Below are 15,306 nucleotides of genomic sequence, written 5' to 3'. Positions count from 1 at the left end.
AGCCGTCGCGCAATGGGCTTAACCCGTTCGCCAAAGGCCGAGGGCCGGAACAAGCCAAGGGAGATGCGCCGATGAAGCGTACCTATGATTCCGTCATTGCCGGGTTTTCCGTCGCCGCGCTCGAAAAAGAGCTGTTGAAGGGTAGCCTCGCCGGCGGCCTGAACGCTTGCGTCGAATGCTGCGACGCCCATGCGGAAGGCGGCAGGATCGCCCTGCATTACGAGAGCAAGGACGGCGGCAGCGCCGACTATACGTTCGAGCAGCTGCGCGACCTGTCGGCCAAATTCGCCAATTTCCTGGTCGCCAACGGTGCCAAGCCCGGCGACCGCGTCTCGGGCCTGCTGCCTCGGACGCCGGAGCTTCTCGTCACCATCCTCGGCACCTGGCGGGCCGGCTGCGTCTACCAGCCGCTGTTCACCGCCTTCGGCTCCAAGGCGATCGAGCACCGGGTGAAGACGGCGGAAAGCCGCTTCGTCGTCACCGACCTCGGCAATCGCTCGAAGCTCGACGATGTGCCCGATTGCCCGCCGGTCCTGACCGTGGGCAAGGACGTGCCGGCCGGCGACCTGAATTTCGAGGCGGAACTGGCGAAGCAGCCGGCCAGCTTCGAGCCGGTGCTGCGCGGCCCCGACGATGCCTTCCTCCTAATGTTCACCTCGGGCACCACGGGCCTGCCCAAGGGCGTGCCGGTGCCGCTGAAGGCGCTGCTGTCTTTCGGCGTCTACATGTGCGACGCGGTCGAGCTGCTGCCCGAAGACATCTTCTGGAACATCGCCGATCCGGGCTGGGCCTATGGTCTCTACTATGCCGTCACCGGCCCCCTGCTGCTCGGCCATACGACCATGTTCTACGACGGCTCCTTCACCGTCGAATCGACCTATGGCCTGATCAAGAAGCTGGGCATCACCAATCTGGCCGGCTCGCCCACCGCCTACCGCCTGCTGATCGCGGCCGGGCCGGAAGCCGCCGCGCCGATCAAGGGCCAGCTGCGCGCCGTCTCCTCCGCCGGCGAGCCGTTGAACCCCGAGGTCATCCGCTGGTTCGCCGAGCATCTGGCGGCGCCGATCAACGATCATTACGGACAGACCGAACTCGGCATGGTGGTCAACAACCACCATGGCATCGAGCATCCGATCCGCATGGGTTCCGCCGGCCTGTCGATGCCCGGCTATCATGCCGTCGTCGTCGATCCCGAGGGCCAGGAAGAACTGCCGGTCGGCAAGCCCGGCATTCTCGCCATCGACCGCAGCAAGTCGCCGCTGTTCTGGTTCCCCGGCTACCTGAACCGCGAGACCCCCAGCTTCGTCGGCAATTACTACCTGACCGGCGACACGGTCGAGCTGAACGACGACGGCTCGGTCAGCTTCGTCGGCCGGTCGGACGATATCATCACCTCCGCCGGCTATCGCATCGGCCCCTTCGATGTCGAAAGCGCGTTGATCGAACATCCCGCCGTGATCGAAGCCGCCGTGGTCGGCAAGCCCGACCCGGAGCGGACCGAGATCGTGAAGGCCTTCGTCGTCCTGTCCAAGGGCTTCGAGCCGTCGGACCAGCTGGCCGAGGAACTGCAGCAATATGTCCGCAAGCGCCTGTCGACCCATTCATTCCCGCGCGAGATCGAATTCGTGACCGACCTGCCCAAGACCCCCAGCGGCAAGGTCCAGCGTTTCATCCTGCGCAACCAGGAAGTGGCCAAGACCAAGGACGCCTCGGCGGCCTGATTTCGCTCCCTCCCGCGTCATCCCGGTGAAGCCTGGGATCTCGCGGGAGGGACGCCAGGTGCCCCTTCGTCTCGAGGTCCCGGCCTGCGCCGGGACGACGATAAAAGCGATAGACTTAAATTCTTCAGGAGCCTGACGTGCAGATCACGGGCAAGACCTTCATCGTTACCGGCGGCGCTTCGGGCCTCGGCCTCGCGACCGCGCGGATGGTCGTTTCGGCCGGCGGCAACGCCGTCCTCGTCGATGTCAATCCGAATGGAGCCTCGGTCGCCGAGGGCCTTGGCCCCAACGCCATTTTCGTGAAGACCGACGTCACCAGCGCCGACGACGCGCAAAGTGCGGTCGATGCGGCGATCGCGAAATTCGGCGCCGTGCATGGCCTCGCCAATTGCGCCGGCATCGTCATCGGCGAGAAGGTCGTCGGGCGCGACGCGCCCCACAGGCTCGACAGTTTCGCCAAGGTGATCAACGTCAACCTGATCGGCGCCTTCAACATGCTGCGCGTCGCCGCCTTCGCCATGGCGAAGAACGAGCCGGGCGAGGATGGCGAGCGGGGCGTGATCGTCAATACCGCCTCGATCGCGGCTTACGACGGCCAGATCGGCCAGGCGGCCTATGCGGCGTCCAAGGGCGGCGTGGTCGGCATGACCCTGCCGATCGCGCGCGAGTTGGCCCGCACCGGCATCCGCGTCGTCTCGATCGCGCCCGGCACCTTCGAGACCCCGATGATGGCGGGGATGCCGCAGGAGGTGAAGGAGTCTCTCGGCAAGCTCGTGCCGTTCCCCTCCCGCCTCGGCTATCCGGAGGAATTCGCCGCGCTGGTCAAGCATATCGCCGAGAACCGCATGTTGAACGGCGAAGTGATCCGTCTCGACGGCGCGCTTCGCATGGCCGCCAAGTAACAAGGAGAGGCATCATGGAAGATCCCATCGTCATCGTCGGTGCCGCGCGTACCCCCATGGGGGGATTTCAGGGCGACCTGAAGGATTTCACCGCCTCGCAGCTCGGTGCGACCGCGATCACGGGCGCGCTTTCCCGCGCCGGCCTGTCGCCGGATGCGGTCGAGGAGATCGTTTTCGGCTGCGTGCTGCCCGCCGGCCAGGGCCAGGCGCCGGCCCGTCAGGCCGCGCTGGGCGCGGGCTTGCCGCTGGGCGCGGGCGCGACCACGGTCAACAAGATGTGCGGCTCGGGCATGAAGGCGGCGATGTTCGCCCATGACCTGATCCTCGCCGGCTCCGCCAATGTCGCCGTCGCGGGCGGCATGGAGAGCATGACCAACGCGCCCTATCTCCTCGACAAGGCGCGGGGCGGCTATCGCATGGGCCATGGAAGGGTCATGGACCATATGTTCCTCGACGGCCTCGAGGACGCCTATGACAAGGGCCGCCTGATGGGCACCTTCGCCGAGGATTGCGCCCAGAGCTTCCAGTTCAGCCGCGAGGCCCAGGATGCCTATGCCATCGCCTCCCTGACCAAGGCCCAGACGGCGATCAAGGACGGCTCCTTCGTCAAGGAGATCGTCGCCGTTACCCTGAAGAAGGGCGGCGAGGTTTCGAGCGACGAGCAGCCGCCCAAGGCCCGGATGGACAAGATCCCGACCCTGAAGCCCGCCTTCCGCGAGGGCGGCACGGTGACCGCCGCCAATTCCTCCTCCATCTCGGACGGTGCCGCCGCGCTCGTCCTGATGAAGCGCTCGGAAGCGGAAAAGCGGGGCCTTACCCCCATCGCCGTCATCCGGGGCCACGCCACCCATGCCGACAAGCCCAGCCTGTTCCCGACCGCGCCCATCGGCTCGATCGAGAAACTGTTCGCCAAGACCGGCTGGACCAAGAAGGATGTCGACCTCTACGAGATCAACGAAGCCTTCGCCGTCGTCGCCATGGCGGCGATCCGCGAGCTTGGCCTCGATCCGGCGGCGGTGAATATCCACGGCGGCGCCTGCGCCCTCGGCCATCCCATCGGTGCCTCGGGCGCGCGCATCCTGGTCACGCTGCTGGCCGCGCTCGAGAAATACGGCCTGAAGCGCGGCGTCGCCTCGCTCTGCATCGGCGGCGGCGAAGCCACCGCCCTTGCCGTCGAGCTGGTGCACTGACATGAGCGACTTCGGTTACACCGAGGAACAGGTCCAGATTCGCGACGCGGCACGTTCCTTCGCCGCGGAGCGTCTGGCGCCCTTCGCCGGCGACTGGGACCGCAACCACGAATTCCCGGCAGAGGCCGTCGCCGAAATGGGCGAGCTCGGCTTCTTCGGCATGGTCGTGCCCGAGGAATGGGGCGGCTCGGACACCGGCAACCTCGCCTATGCCATGGCGCTGGAAGAGATCGCGGCGGGCTGCGGCGCGCTCTCGACCATCATGAGCGTGCATAATTCCGTTGGCTGCCTGCCGATCCTGAAGTTCGGCAATGAGGCGCAGAAGGCGAAATATCTCCCCGACATGGCCGCCGGCAAGGCCATCGGCGCCTTCATGCTGACCGAACCCCAGGCCGGCTCCGACGCCGCCGACCTGAAGACCCGCGCGACCAAGGACGGCAACAGCCATTATGTGCTGAACGGCACCAAGCAGTTCATCACCTCGGGCAAGAACGCCAAGGTCGCCATCGTCTTCGCCGTGACCGATCCCGCCGCCGGCAAGAAGGGTATTTCCGCCTTCATCGTGCCGACCGACACCCCGGGTTACAAGGTCGCCCGGGTCGAGGACAAGCTGGGCCAGCACGCTTCCGATACCTGCCAGATCATCTTCGAGGATCTGCGCCTGCCGGCCGAGAATCTGCTCGGCAAGGAGGGGGAGGGCTACAGGATCGCCCTCTCCAACCTCGAAGGCGGGCGTATCGGCATCGCCGCGCAATCGGTCGGCATGGCCCGCGCGGCCTTCGATTACGCCGTCGCCTATGCCAAGGAGCGCGTCACCTTCGGCCAGCCGATCATGAACCATCAGGCCGTGGGCTTCCGGCTCGCCGACATGGCGACCCAGATCGAAGCCGCGCGCCTCATGGTGCACCGCGCCGCGCGCCTGCGCGAAGCCGGCCTGCCCTGCCTGATCGAGGCAAGCCAGGCCAAGCTCTTCGCGTCGGAAATGGCGGAGCGGGTCTGTTCCGTCGCCATCCAGACCCTGGGCGGCTATGGTTACCTGGCGGATTACCCGGTGGAGCGGATCTATCGCGACGTCCGGGTCTGCCAGATCTACGAGGGCACCTCGGACGTTCAGCGCATGGTGATCGCCCGAAGCCTTTGAATCTCCCTACGCGACGCTCAACTTGTTGCCCTGGCGGCCCAGCCGCCGGGGCATTTTTTCGTCGAGCAGGGCAGCGACGCCGCCGGCCGACAAGAGGTTCCGCGCCTCGGCCTTTTCCGCCTCGGTCAGGGCGGCGAAGGCATCCTGCACCCGCTGCAGCATCCACAGGGAATGGCCGGCGGACATGACCTCGATGGTGGTGCCCTGGATCTCGAAGCGGATGGGACCGAAGCTCGGCTGATCCACGCCCTTGGGCGAGACCGGGCTGCCGGCGGGCAGGTCCGCGTTCTCGCTTGCCCAGGCGGCGAAGAGGGTCAGGGTTTCGCGCAGCTCCGGCCCGAATTCCTCCGCCATCAGATCGAGCACGGCGCGCAGCGTATCGCTCGCGGCAAATCCGGGCGCGGTGTCCGGAAATTCGGGCGATGTGTCTTCGCCCGCGTTCATCCGTTCCGTCCAGCGATAGACGAGGGGCGCCTTCGACTGCATCAGCGCGGCCGGAAACGGATCGCGGCCAAGGTGGGCGTGCAGCGGCCCCATCAGACCGTAATCCGCCCGCGACGGACTGCCGCCGAGGAGATAGGGCGCCGCCGAGAAATGCCGGTCCAGACGGTCGAGCAGGGCGAGATATTGCGCCTCGATCGCGGGAATCGAGCTTTCCGTGATGCCGAGGGGCGGCAGATAGGCGGCCATGCGCCCGGCCAGCATCCGCCCGGTATCGAGACCCTTGGCGGTATCGCCCCGGGCCACCAGCCGGGCGAATTCGCCGATGATGAAGGCTTCGTTCTCCGCCCGGAAGTTCCAGCGGTAATGCATGGCCGGGCGCAGCATGGCCCGGTCGGCGTAAGCCTCGACGAAGAGTTCGACCACGCGGAGGGCCCCCGAGGGCGCGGCGCCCAGCAAGCCGAGACTGGCCATGTGATCGAGGATTTCCGCCGAATCCTGCACGATCGTACCGTCCGGGAATTCGACCACGGGGATGCGCTGGTTCTGCGCCGCCGGCAGGATGCGCTCGCGGTATTCGGGATGGCTGGCGAAATATTCACGGAAGGTCACGCGCTGCTTGCGCAGGGCGGAACGGACCTTGGCGGTGTAAAGCGAGCAGGGGGCGCCATAAAGCTGCAGGGCGGGCATGGGTGTTTCTCTCCTCGGTCCCGGACGGTGCTTTGCCGTCCGGTGATGTTCCGCGACATGACGCGGGGGGCGGCTGGCGGTGCTATTCTCGCCGCCAACAGCGATTCCAGGACCCGATCATGACGGTGACAATCTATCACAATCCGAAATGCAGCACATCGCGCAGCACCCTTCAGCTCATCCGCGATGCCGGCGTGGACCCCCTCGTGATCGACTATCTGAAGACGCCGCCCAGCCGGGCCGATCTGGCCAAGCTCGCCGCGACCAGGGGCCTGTCCGCCCGCGACCTGCTGCGCGCCAAGGAGCCGCTGGCGAAGGAAATGAAGCTGGCCGGGGCCTCCGACGACGCCATTCTCGACGCGATCGCCGCCCATCCCATCCTGCTGAATCGCCCGATCGTGACGACACCGAAGGGCGGCAAGGCCACCCGCCCGCCCGAGACGGTGAAAGACCTGCTGTGATGCGCTTCATCGATCCGCGGGATTTCACCGCCGACCGGCCGTGGGGCGCCCTCGACATCACCCGTTTCGAGGCGGCGACGGTGCGCCTGCACTGGACCGACAAGCCTTACGTCTGGCACGTGAACGACGGCGAGGAAGTCTTCGTCGTCCTCGACGGCACGGTCGACATGCATTGGAAGGACGGGCAGGGGATCGAGCGCGTAACGCGCATGAAGGCGGGCGATATCGCCCATGCCGGCATCGGGGCGGAACATGTCGCCCACCCCGTGGGACCCGCCCGCATCCTCGTCGTCGAGCAGCCGGGATCGGTCTGAACCAACCCCGGCCGGGTATTCAGCGCTTCGCGCCGAAGGAGCCCGAGGTGTGGATCGCGCCCAGCTCCGGATCGTTTTCGACGATGCCCCAGGTGCCGCCGACTTCTTCGGCATTTAGGCCGTAGAAATGGCCGGCCAGGGCACCGCTGCCGTCGAGGGTTTCGGTCCCCATCATGACCGCCATGCCATTTCCGGTGTCACCATAGAAGCTGGCGCCGGCGGGCGTGATGGTGGCGCCGCTGAAGCCGATGGTGTCCCCGGGTTCGGTCGGGTGGACAGTCTCGCCATCGTAGAATTTGATGTCCGAGATCGTCGCCGACAGCCGGTCGGTCTCGAAATTGGCGGTCAGCGCAATCTTGCCGGCAAGGGCAAGGGAGAGATTGGCATCGGTCGCCACAGTCGAGCCAACCGTGATACCGGTGTAGGTCGCGGTGGCCGGCAGGCTGGCGATCGTGTTCAGATCGGGGCTGACCTCGCCGATCGAGACGCCGCCCGAGGCGATGAACTGGTCGGATCCATCGGTGAAAGTATCGAAGAACGACCAATAGCCAAAGCTGGTGTAGCTGAGGGCGACCGTGCCCGAGCCGTCAAAGAAAACGCCCACCAGCTGTGCGCCTTCCGGCCGGTCGTATTCGCTGGCGCGAAAGCCGCGGAGGTCCGCGACGTCCGTGTAACCGAGGCGCAGGCCCGAAGCGAGGCTCGACAGATTCTCCCAGTGAAGGAAGCGGGCCCTGATGGCGTGTTCGCGGCCATCTTCCAGCGGCTCGCTCCATTGCAGGACCAGGCTGTCCGGGGTGTTGCTGCCTTGGAAATAGGCGGTGGAGAAGAGGAAGGGGGAGTCGCTGGCAACCCTTAGAGCTGGCGCGGCACCGGGCAATGTGCCGCCGAAACTGCCGACCGCCAGTTCCGTCGCATCGACGCTCGCCAAGGGCGTGATGATGCTCCGGAAAGATGTGATCGTGCCGACCGGCGGGGTTCCGCCGCCACCGCCACCGTCGCCACCGCCCCCACCGCAGGCCGCGAGACCCATGGTCGCCAACGCGGCCAAGGTGTTCCAGGCTGTTCTGCTCATCCTATCCCCCTGTCCTTACGCCTCAAGATATTCAACCAAGGGAAGATATCGCCTTTCCGATGCCGGATAAATGACACAGCGCAGCCTTCGCGCGAAAATTCAGAACTCCTTCGTCAGGCCGATCTGGAAAATGTCGCGGTCGTAGGTGTAGATGTCGACGTTCGAGGAATTCTCGACATGGGTGTAGCGAAAGCTTGGCGTTGTCTGCCAGAAGATCAGGCTGCGGTTCAGCAGGCTGAAGCCATATTGCCGGTTCTCGTCGCGGCGCGTCGTCTGGAAGAAGTCCGAAAAGCCCTCGAACCAGGTCTTGCCAAGCCGGGCCGAAGCGCCGGCCGAGAAGCCCCACGGCAGGTCGCCGTAGACCCCGACGGAGACACCGGCCCCATCATTGGCGAGCAGGTCGTTGTCGAAGGCATCGCGCCGGGCATCGAGCGAGCTGTAGAGCAGGAGGTCGGGCCGCACCGCGTAGCGCAGCGTGATCGAGCCATCGCTCGAGGCGCCTTCGCGGCCCGGATCGGCCTGGCTGGTGACCTGCCCGAGGCGCAGCGCGGCTTCCAATTTGACCTGTTTCGACAGCAGATAATTGCCGTCGACCTGCATGCCCATGAAGAGGGTATAGGGGTCGAGGCCATACCAGCGGTAATAGCCGCTCAGACCGAAGCCGATTTCCCCCCGGTCGAGAAGGTAGCGCGGTCCGGCGGAGAAATTCAGGATCGTGTCGTCGTATTCGCTGTCCTCATAGGAGCGCTGCGTGAGGCCGCCCCCGGTCTGGATGCGCCAGCGGCCTTCGTCGGCGAAGCGATATGTGCCCCTGACCGCGGTCAACAGGCCGGTCCCCGATTTCTTCACCGACGATTCGTTGAGGTAATAGGACAGGCCGCCGAGATTGACTTCCCGGCTTTCGGCGCCGCCATTGATGTTGCTGTCGGGCACGATGGCGAATTCGGCCGACAGGGTCCAGAGCCGGCGCTTGCGGATGGCCGACAGGAATTTGCCGATATTGTCCTGCACGGCCTGGGGTAGGTCGGCGGACATCACCCGCTCGAACTGGAAGCGGGCGCGTTCGTCCTGATCGCCCGCGAGAAACAGTGCCCGGGCCAATTCCAGCCGGACGCGGACAAGGCCAGGATCACGGACCAGGATCGCGTCGAAGATCGCGATGGCGCCGACATAGTCACCGGCGGCGACGGCCTGCAGGCCCTGACGGAATTCGGTCTCGGTGCGCAGTTGTTCCGCCGTCGGCGCGGATGATGCCGCTGGCTCCTGCGCTATGGCGGGCAGGGAAGAAGCCAGGCCGAGGATCAGGAACACCCCACCGGCGAGGCGCGGAAACAGCGACATTCTTTCCCCCCGGTCGCGCCGGAATCGCGATGGGGGCAGTCTAGATCAACGCCTCGGTGGCGTCACGCCGCCGCCTGCTGCCGCTGGTCGAAATCAATTCTTGCCTTCTCCACCGCTTCCATATGGCCCTCCGCCCATAGACGCAGCGGCTCCAGGGTCGCCGCCAGCGTCCGGCCGAGATCGGTGATGGCATATTCGACCGTGACCGGCACGGTCGGATAGGCCGCGCGGGTGACCAGGCCGTCGCGTTCCAGGCTCTTCAGGGTTTGGGACAGGACCTTCTGCGACAGGCCGTCGATACCCCGGCGGAGTTCGTTGAAGCGCATGGTGCGGCTCGCCAGCAGGCCGAGGAGCAGCACGGTCCATTTGTCGGCGATCCGGTCGAGGATCTGCCGCGTCGGGCATTGGGCGCTGAAGGCGTCGGGTTGGTCCATGGCATGGGTCCGGGTTTCGTCAGGGTAACCTGATGACTGAAAAGTGCCTTCTTCACAAGCAGCTTTCAAGGTGGCATCTGGTTTCCATCTGAAACTAACTGATGGAAGGAAGCCTGTCATGTCAAAGATTGCGCTGATCGGTGCCTCCGGCAATGCCGGCTCGAAAATTCTCGCGGAACTGGTTGCCCGTGGCCATGCGGTCACGGCGATTGCCCGGGACACGTCGAAGATTGCCGCTCTCAGCGGTGTCAGGCCGCTGTCGGTCGATGCCAACGATGGCAAGGCCCTGGCCGAGGCGCTGAAAGGCCACGACATCGTGATTTCGGCGGTGCATTTCCTCGCCAGCGACGCGGAAACGCTGATCGGTGCGGTGAAGGCCGCCGGGGTGAAGCGCTATTATGTCGTCGGCGGGGCTGGCAGCCTCGAGGCGGCACCGGGGCTTCGGGTCGTCGACACGCCGGAATTTCCGGAACTCTACAAGGGCGAGGCCCTGAAGGGCGCGGCTTTCCTTGAGCTTCTGAAGGCGGAGAAGGGGTTGGAGTGGAGCTTCCTCTCCCCCTCGGCGCTGTTCTTCGACGGCCCGCGCACGGGCAAGTTCCGTCTTGGCGGGGACGGTCTGCTGGTGGCGGCCGATGGCAACAGCTCGATCTCCTTCGCCGATTTCGCCATCGCCCTCGTCGACGAGATCGAAGCGCCGAAGCATGTGCGTCGGCGCTTCACCGTCGGCTACTGATCAGGCGTTGCGCAGGTACCAGACGTAGTCGAGCGCCGAGACCTGGGCGTAGAAGCGGTCGAGTTCCGCCTTCTTGATCGCGGTGAAGACCTCGGCGTAGCGCGCGCCGAGGTAATCCCGCATCAGGGCCGACCGCTCGAAGATCGCGATCGAATCCGCCCATTGGGTCGGCAGGCGGTCGGCGGTTTCGGCGTAGCCGTCCCGCTCGATGATGGCGGGCGGCGTCAGCTTGTTGACCATGCCGTGATGGGCCCCGGCGAGGACGGCGGCCAGCGCCAGATAGGGATTGGCGTCGGCGCCGCAGACCCGGTGTTCGATATGCCGGCTGTTGGCGGGGCCAATCGGCACCCGGACCGAGACCGAGCGGTTGTTGACGCCCCAGCAGGGCGCGATCGGGGCGTAGGAGCCGAGGCGGAAGCGGCGGTAGGAATTGGCGCCCGGGGCGAAGATCGCCGTTGCCTCGTGCATGGTCTCGATCAGGCCGGCGATGGCGCTCTGCATGATCGCGGGTCCGCGTTCTTCCTCGCTGGCATAGGCGTTGCGGCCGCTCTCGTCGTTCATCGAGAAATGAAGATGCAGCCCCGAGCCGGTGCGCCCTGTGAAGGGCTTGGCCATGAAGGTGGCGATAAGATTGTGCTTCTGGGCGACACCGCGAATGGTGCGCTTGAAGAAGATCGCCTCGTCGATCGCCTTCATCGCGTCGGGCTGGTGGCGCAGGGTGATTTCGAACTGGCCGGGGGCGAATTCGCTGATCGCGGTTTCCGCCGGCAGGGCCTGCGCATCGGCCGCCGCCTGAAGCTCGGTCAGGAAGGCGCCGAATTCTTCCAGCGCGTTCAGCTCGTAAACCTGCGTCGTCACCAGCCGCTGGCCGGTCAGCGGCGACTTGGCCAGCTTGATCATGCCATCGGCGCCGATCTCCGGGTCGACGACATAGAATTCCAGCTCGGCGGCGACGACGGGCGTGAGGCCCAGCGCCTCGTAACGCTTCACCACCCGGGCGAGGGCATGGCGCGGGTCCGCCTCCTCGGGCCGGCCGTCCAGGTGCCAGACCGACAGGATCACCTGGGCGGTGGGCACGGGCAGCCAGGGCGCGCGGCGCAGGGTGCCGGGCACCGGGAAGGCCAGACGGTCGGCGTCGCCTTCCTCCCAGACGAGGCCGGTTTCGTCGACATCGGCGCCGGTGACGTCGAGGCCGAGGATGGAACAGGGCAGGGGCCGGCCGTTGGTATAGACCGAGGCCAGCTCGTGGCGGCGCACGGTCTTGCCGCGGGCAACGCCGCTGGTATCGGTCAGCACCAGTTGGACCGCCTCGATATCCGGGTTGGCGGCGAAGAAGGCGACGGCTTCGGCGCCGTCGGTCGCTGCGGGGTGGGGGGCGGCGGGATGGGTGAAGGACAAGATCAGGCTCCGGCAAGCAAGGCGCCGCAGGCGGCGGCGATGCAGGCGACCAGGGCGTCGACATCCTCGGCCGTGGTCGCGGGACAGGTCAGGGTCATATTGTGGAACGGGGCGATGAGGAAGCCCCGGTTCATCAGATAGAGATGGATCGCGGCCTCGAGGTCGCCATGCATCGATGTGGCCGCCTCGGCGCCATTGCGGGGCGGCACCGGGCCGCAGACGAATTCCGCCCGCGCCCCCACCGCCGAGACATGCCAGGGCAGGCTGTTCCCGGCGATCACGGCGCGGATACCCCCCGCCAGCCGCGCCGACATGGCCAGCATATGGTCATAGGCGGCATCGGTCATGACCTGTTCGAGATTGGCCCGCAGCGCGCGCAAGGCGAGGGCATTGGCCGACAGGGTGGTGCCCATGCCCGAATGGCCGGGGCCGGCCTTGGCCCGGGCCACCTTCATGGCGGCGGCGACCTCGTCGGTGAAGCCCCAGACGGCGCAGGGCACGCCACCGGCGATGGCCTTGCCGACGACGAAGAAATCGGGCGACAGATCGTGCTTGCGGGTCCAGCCGCCGGGGCCGGTCGAAATCGTATGGGTCTCGTCGATCAGCAACAGGGTGCCGGTCCGCTTGCAGGCGGCCTGGACACCGTCGAGGAAGCCGTCCGCCGGCAGGACCATGCCGATATTGGTCAGCGCGGGTTCGGTGATCACGCAGGCGACATCGCCCTGGGCAAGGGCGGCTTCCAGCGCCGGCAGGTCGTTGAATTCCACGACGGCGGCCGTTTGCGTCAGGTCTGCGACCTGGCCCAGCAGCCCGGGGCGGTGAATGACCTTGCCGTCCCGCAGACGGACGAAAGTCTCGTCCACCGTGCCGTGATAGCAGCCGTTGAAGACCAGGATCCTGGGCCGGCCGGTGATCGCCCGCGCCCAGCGCAGGGCGAAGCGGTTGGCGTCGGTCGCCGTCGCCGCGACCTGCCATTGCGGCAGGCCGAAACGCGCGGCCAGCAGGCGGCCGATGGCCGGCACATCCTCGGTCGGCAGCATATAGGTCAGGCCGTGGCCGCCCTGTTTCGCCAGAACCTCCATGATCGGGGCCGGCGAATGGCCGAACATCGAGCCGGTATCGCCCAGACAGAAGTCCCGGTAGTCGTTGCCGTCGACATCGGTCAGGCGGGCGCCGCTGGCCCTGGCGACGAAGAGCGGGAAAGGCGTGCCCCAGTCGGTCATCCAGTGCATGGGCACGCCATCGGGGAAATGCGCCTTCGCTTCCTGTCCCAGCTGCCTCGAGCGGGGATTGCGGTCGATGAAGCGGGCGGTTTCCGCCGCGAGGCAGGCTTCGATCTGGCGGGTGCCGATGCCGGCGACGCTGGGGGTCATGCGCGAAACCTGCGGGGAGGATGGGGCGGCGATCATGCGTCGCTCGGGGTGGTATCGGCAAGACCCGGCTGCGGGGGCCTCCCTTGCGTCACCGGCAAAGGGGACTGCGCGGGGCGATGTCCCCGTGCTATAGCGGGGGCACGCCATGACGACCGACGATCGCCCTTCACCCGCCGCGACACCGCTTCCCGATGATCTCGCGGGCAAGATCGGCACGGGCGGCAAGTCCGATATCTATGACCTGGGCGACGGCCGCGTGCTCAAACTCTATCACGAGCGCTTCCGGGCCGAGACCTGCCGTAACGAATTCGATCTGACGCGCGCGGCCATGGCCGCCGGCCTGCCGGTCTGGCAGGTTCATGACCTGCGGGAATGGGCGGGGCGCTTCGGCCTCGTTGGCGACTTCGTGCCCGGGCGGGATGTCAGCGCGGTGATGATGCGCCAACCCTGGCGGTCCTTCGGCCTGATCCGCCGGCTGGCGGAGATCCAGCATCAGTTTCATTTGGCACCGGGCGTGATCCAGCGGCCGGCCCGGCAGATGAGCCTCGATCATGCCCTGAGCCTGCTGTCGCGGCTCGATTCGCCCTTCGCCGCGCTGGTCGGCGATATCCTGCGCGAGGAGCGAAGCCTTGCCTTCTGCCATGGCGATTTCAACGGCGCGAACGCGAGGCTGCACCACGGCCGCATCCTGATTCTCGATCTTGAGCGGGCGGGGCGGGGCGAGGCGGATCTTGATGTCGCGCGTACCCTGTCGTGGCTGATGCTGGGCAAGGGCAACGACCGCCAGCTGGCCGGGGGGGAGAGGGCCTTCCGCTTCTGGCTGGCGGAAATCTATCTGGCGCATTATTGCGCCGTCTCGGGCAAGGCGGCCCGGCCGATTCTTGCCTGGCTGGTGGCCGAGATCTGTCGTCGTCGGCGCGGCGTTCCGGCGGACCGCACGGCGGAAGCGGTGCTGCGGCGCCTGCGCGGCTGGCTGTTCCGGCTGGCGGGACGGTGACGCCGGAATGGAATGCGGTTCGTCTCGCAACCCCGGCCGGCTTGCCGCATAGTATTGAAAACAACGGGGGCGCGAATCCGGGTGACGACATTTCGGGCAATGGCATCGGAGCGGCGCGGGCGTCCGCTGGTGCGATGCGAACTGGCGCGGCCGCCGCTCGGTCCCGGGCAGGTTCGGATCAAGGTGTCGGCCTGTGGCGTGTGCCGAACCGATCTTCATCTCGTCGACGGGGAATTGCCGGCGGTGGCCGGGGCCGTGGTGCCGGGTCACGAGGTGATCGGCCGCGTGATCGAGGTCGGCGCGGGCGTGACCCGCTGGGTCCCCGGCGACCGGGTCGGCGTGCCCTGGCTCGCCCATGCCTGCGGGACCTGCCGCTACTGCCTGCGCGGGCAGGAAAACCTGTGCGAGACCGCCCGTTTCACGGGCTATACCGCCGCTGGCGGCTATGCCGAGGAAATGGTGGCGGAGGCGGATTTCGTCCTGGCGATTCCCGATCGCTATGACGATCGCTCGGCCGCGCCGCTGCTTTGCGCCGGCTTGATCGGCTATCGCACCTGGGCGATGGCGGGGCCGGCCTCGGCGCTCGGCATTTTCGGCTTCGGCGCCGCGGCCCATCTGATCGCCCAGATCGCCATCGCCAAGGGTCAGCGTGTCCATGCCTTCACCCGGCCGGGCGATGTCGCGGCGCAGGATTTCGCCCGGGGGCTTGGCGCCGTCTGGGCCGGCGGCTCGGACGAAGCGCCGCCCGAGGTACTCGACGCCGCGCTGATCTTCGCGCCCGTGGGCGAACTCGTGCCGATCGCGCTGTCGCGGGTCGACAAGGGCGGCACGGTGGTTTGCGGCGGCATCCACATGAGCGACATCCCCAGCTTTCCCTATGAAATCCTGTGGCACGAACGGGTACTGCGCTCGGTCGCCAACCTCACGCGGAAGGACGGCGAAGCCTTCATGGCGCTGGCGGCGGCGATCCCGCTGAAGGCTGCCACCGTGGCCTATCCCCTCGACAGGGCGAACGAGGCCCTGGGCGACCTGCGCAGCGGTCGATTACAGGGGGCCGCCGTCCTCGTCCCCTGAGGCGGCGAGGGCGGCCTCGACCAG

Annotated in this window: 15 protein-coding genes; 9 read left to right on the top strand and 6 right to left on the bottom strand. The window is 66.8% G+C overall.

Annotated elements, in window-relative coordinates:
• Nucleotides 1–71: 71 nt before the first annotated feature.
• From WAZ62_RS19945 to WAZ62_RS19930, 4 genes are all read left to right on the top strand, one after another.
• Complete coding sequence (locus WAZ62_RS19945; protein ID WP_422645287.1) at nucleotides 72–1,721, top strand: AMP-binding protein; 1,650 nt, start codon at nucleotides 72–74, stop codon at nucleotides 1,719–1,721.
• Nucleotides 1,722–1,858: 137 nt separating this feature from the next.
• On the top strand, nucleotides 1,859–2,623 hold the full coding sequence (locus tag WAZ62_RS19940) for a 3-hydroxyacyl-CoA dehydrogenase (RefSeq protein ID WP_422645286.1): 765 nt from the start codon (nucleotides 1,859–1,861) through the stop codon (nucleotides 2,621–2,623).
• Between the two features lie 14 nt (nucleotides 2,624–2,637).
• Nucleotides 2,638–3,813, top strand: coding sequence for an acetyl-CoA C-acyltransferase (locus WAZ62_RS19935; protein WP_422645285.1), 1,176 nt, complete (start codon nucleotides 2,638–2,640; stop codon nucleotides 3,811–3,813).
• 1 nt (nucleotide 3,814) lies between these two features.
• Nucleotides 3,815–4,954 (top strand): acyl-CoA dehydrogenase family protein, encoded by a 1,140-nt coding sequence (locus tag WAZ62_RS19930; protein ID WP_422645284.1) that lies wholly within the window; start codon nucleotides 3,815–3,817, stop codon nucleotides 4,952–4,954.
• 6 nt (nucleotides 4,955–4,960) lie between these two features.
• On the opposite strand, the gene WAZ62_RS19925 is transcribed toward WAZ62_RS19930, so the two are convergent.
• Complete coding sequence (locus WAZ62_RS19925; RefSeq protein ID WP_422645283.1) at nucleotides 4,961–6,085, bottom strand: glutathione S-transferase N-terminal domain-containing protein; 1,125 nt, start codon at nucleotides 6,083–6,085, stop codon at nucleotides 4,961–4,963.
• 119 nt (nucleotides 6,086–6,204) lie between these two features.
• On the opposite strand from WAZ62_RS19925, the gene arsC reads away from it, so the two are divergent.
• On the top strand, nucleotides 6,205–6,546 hold the full coding sequence (gene arsC / locus WAZ62_RS19920) for an arsenate reductase (glutaredoxin) (RefSeq protein ID WP_422645282.1): 342 nt from the start codon (nucleotides 6,205–6,207) through the stop codon (nucleotides 6,544–6,546).
• A complete protein-coding gene (locus WAZ62_RS19915) occupies nucleotides 6,546–6,860 on the top strand; it encodes a cupin domain-containing protein (protein WP_422645281.1) in 315 nt (104 codons plus the stop codon). Before arsC ends, WAZ62_RS19915 begins: the two co-directional genes overlap by 1 nt.
• Nucleotides 6,861–6,879: 19 nt before the next feature.
• On the opposite strand, the gene WAZ62_RS19910 is transcribed toward WAZ62_RS19915, so the two are convergent.
• The 3 genes from WAZ62_RS19910 to WAZ62_RS19900 form a co-directional block, all read right to left on the bottom strand.
• Complete coding sequence (locus tag WAZ62_RS19910) at nucleotides 6,880–7,932, bottom strand: transferrin-binding protein-like solute binding protein (RefSeq protein WP_422645280.1); 1,053 nt, start codon at nucleotides 7,930–7,932, stop codon at nucleotides 6,880–6,882.
• A 99-nt stretch (nucleotides 7,933–8,031) separates the two neighbouring features.
• A complete protein-coding gene (locus tag WAZ62_RS19905; RefSeq protein WP_422645279.1) occupies nucleotides 8,032–9,273 on the bottom strand; it encodes a surface lipoprotein assembly modifier in 1,242 nt (413 codons plus the stop codon).
• A 62-nt stretch (nucleotides 9,274–9,335) separates the two neighbouring features.
• A complete protein-coding gene (locus tag WAZ62_RS19900; protein WP_422645278.1) occupies nucleotides 9,336–9,707 on the bottom strand; it encodes a winged helix-turn-helix transcriptional regulator in 372 nt (123 codons plus the stop codon).
• A gap of 118 nt (nucleotides 9,708–9,825) precedes the next feature.
• Here WAZ62_RS19900 and WAZ62_RS19895 point away from each other — a divergent pair, with 118 nt between their 5' ends.
• On the top strand, nucleotides 9,826–10,440 hold the full coding sequence (locus WAZ62_RS19895; protein ID WP_422645277.1) for an NAD(P)-dependent oxidoreductase: 615 nt from the start codon (nucleotides 9,826–9,828) through the stop codon (nucleotides 10,438–10,440).
• On the opposite strand, the gene WAZ62_RS19890 is transcribed toward WAZ62_RS19895, so the two are convergent.
• Both WAZ62_RS19890 and WAZ62_RS19885 read right to left on the bottom strand, forming a co-directional pair.
• Nucleotides 10,441–11,838, bottom strand: coding sequence for a glutamine synthetase family protein (locus WAZ62_RS19890; protein ID WP_422645276.1), 1,398 nt, complete (start codon nucleotides 11,836–11,838; stop codon nucleotides 10,441–10,443).
• Nucleotides 11,839–11,840: 2 nt separating this feature from the next.
• Complete coding sequence (locus WAZ62_RS19885; protein WP_422645275.1) at nucleotides 11,841–13,211, bottom strand: aspartate aminotransferase family protein; 1,371 nt, start codon at nucleotides 13,209–13,211, stop codon at nucleotides 11,841–11,843.
• 145 nt (nucleotides 13,212–13,356) lie between these two features.
• Here WAZ62_RS19885 and WAZ62_RS19880 point away from each other — a divergent pair, with 145 nt between their 5' ends.
• Entirely contained in the window at nucleotides 13,357–14,208 is an 852-nt protein-coding gene (locus tag WAZ62_RS19880; RefSeq protein WP_422645274.1) for a phosphotransferase, read from the top strand.
• Between the two features lie 12 nt (nucleotides 14,209–14,220).
• A complete protein-coding gene (locus WAZ62_RS19875) occupies nucleotides 14,221–15,282 on the top strand; it encodes a zinc-dependent alcohol dehydrogenase family protein (RefSeq protein ID WP_422645273.1) in 1,062 nt (353 codons plus the stop codon).
• Nucleotides 15,283–15,306: the final 24 nt, after the last annotated feature.

The organism is Zavarzinia sp. (assembly GCF_049306435.1).
Taxonomy (GTDB): Bacteria; Pseudomonadota; Alphaproteobacteria; order Zavarziniales; family Zavarziniaceae; genus Zavarzinia.
The sequence above is the reverse complement of the archived record's forward strand: the minus strand, read 5'-3'. Positions and strand labels throughout refer to the sequence as shown.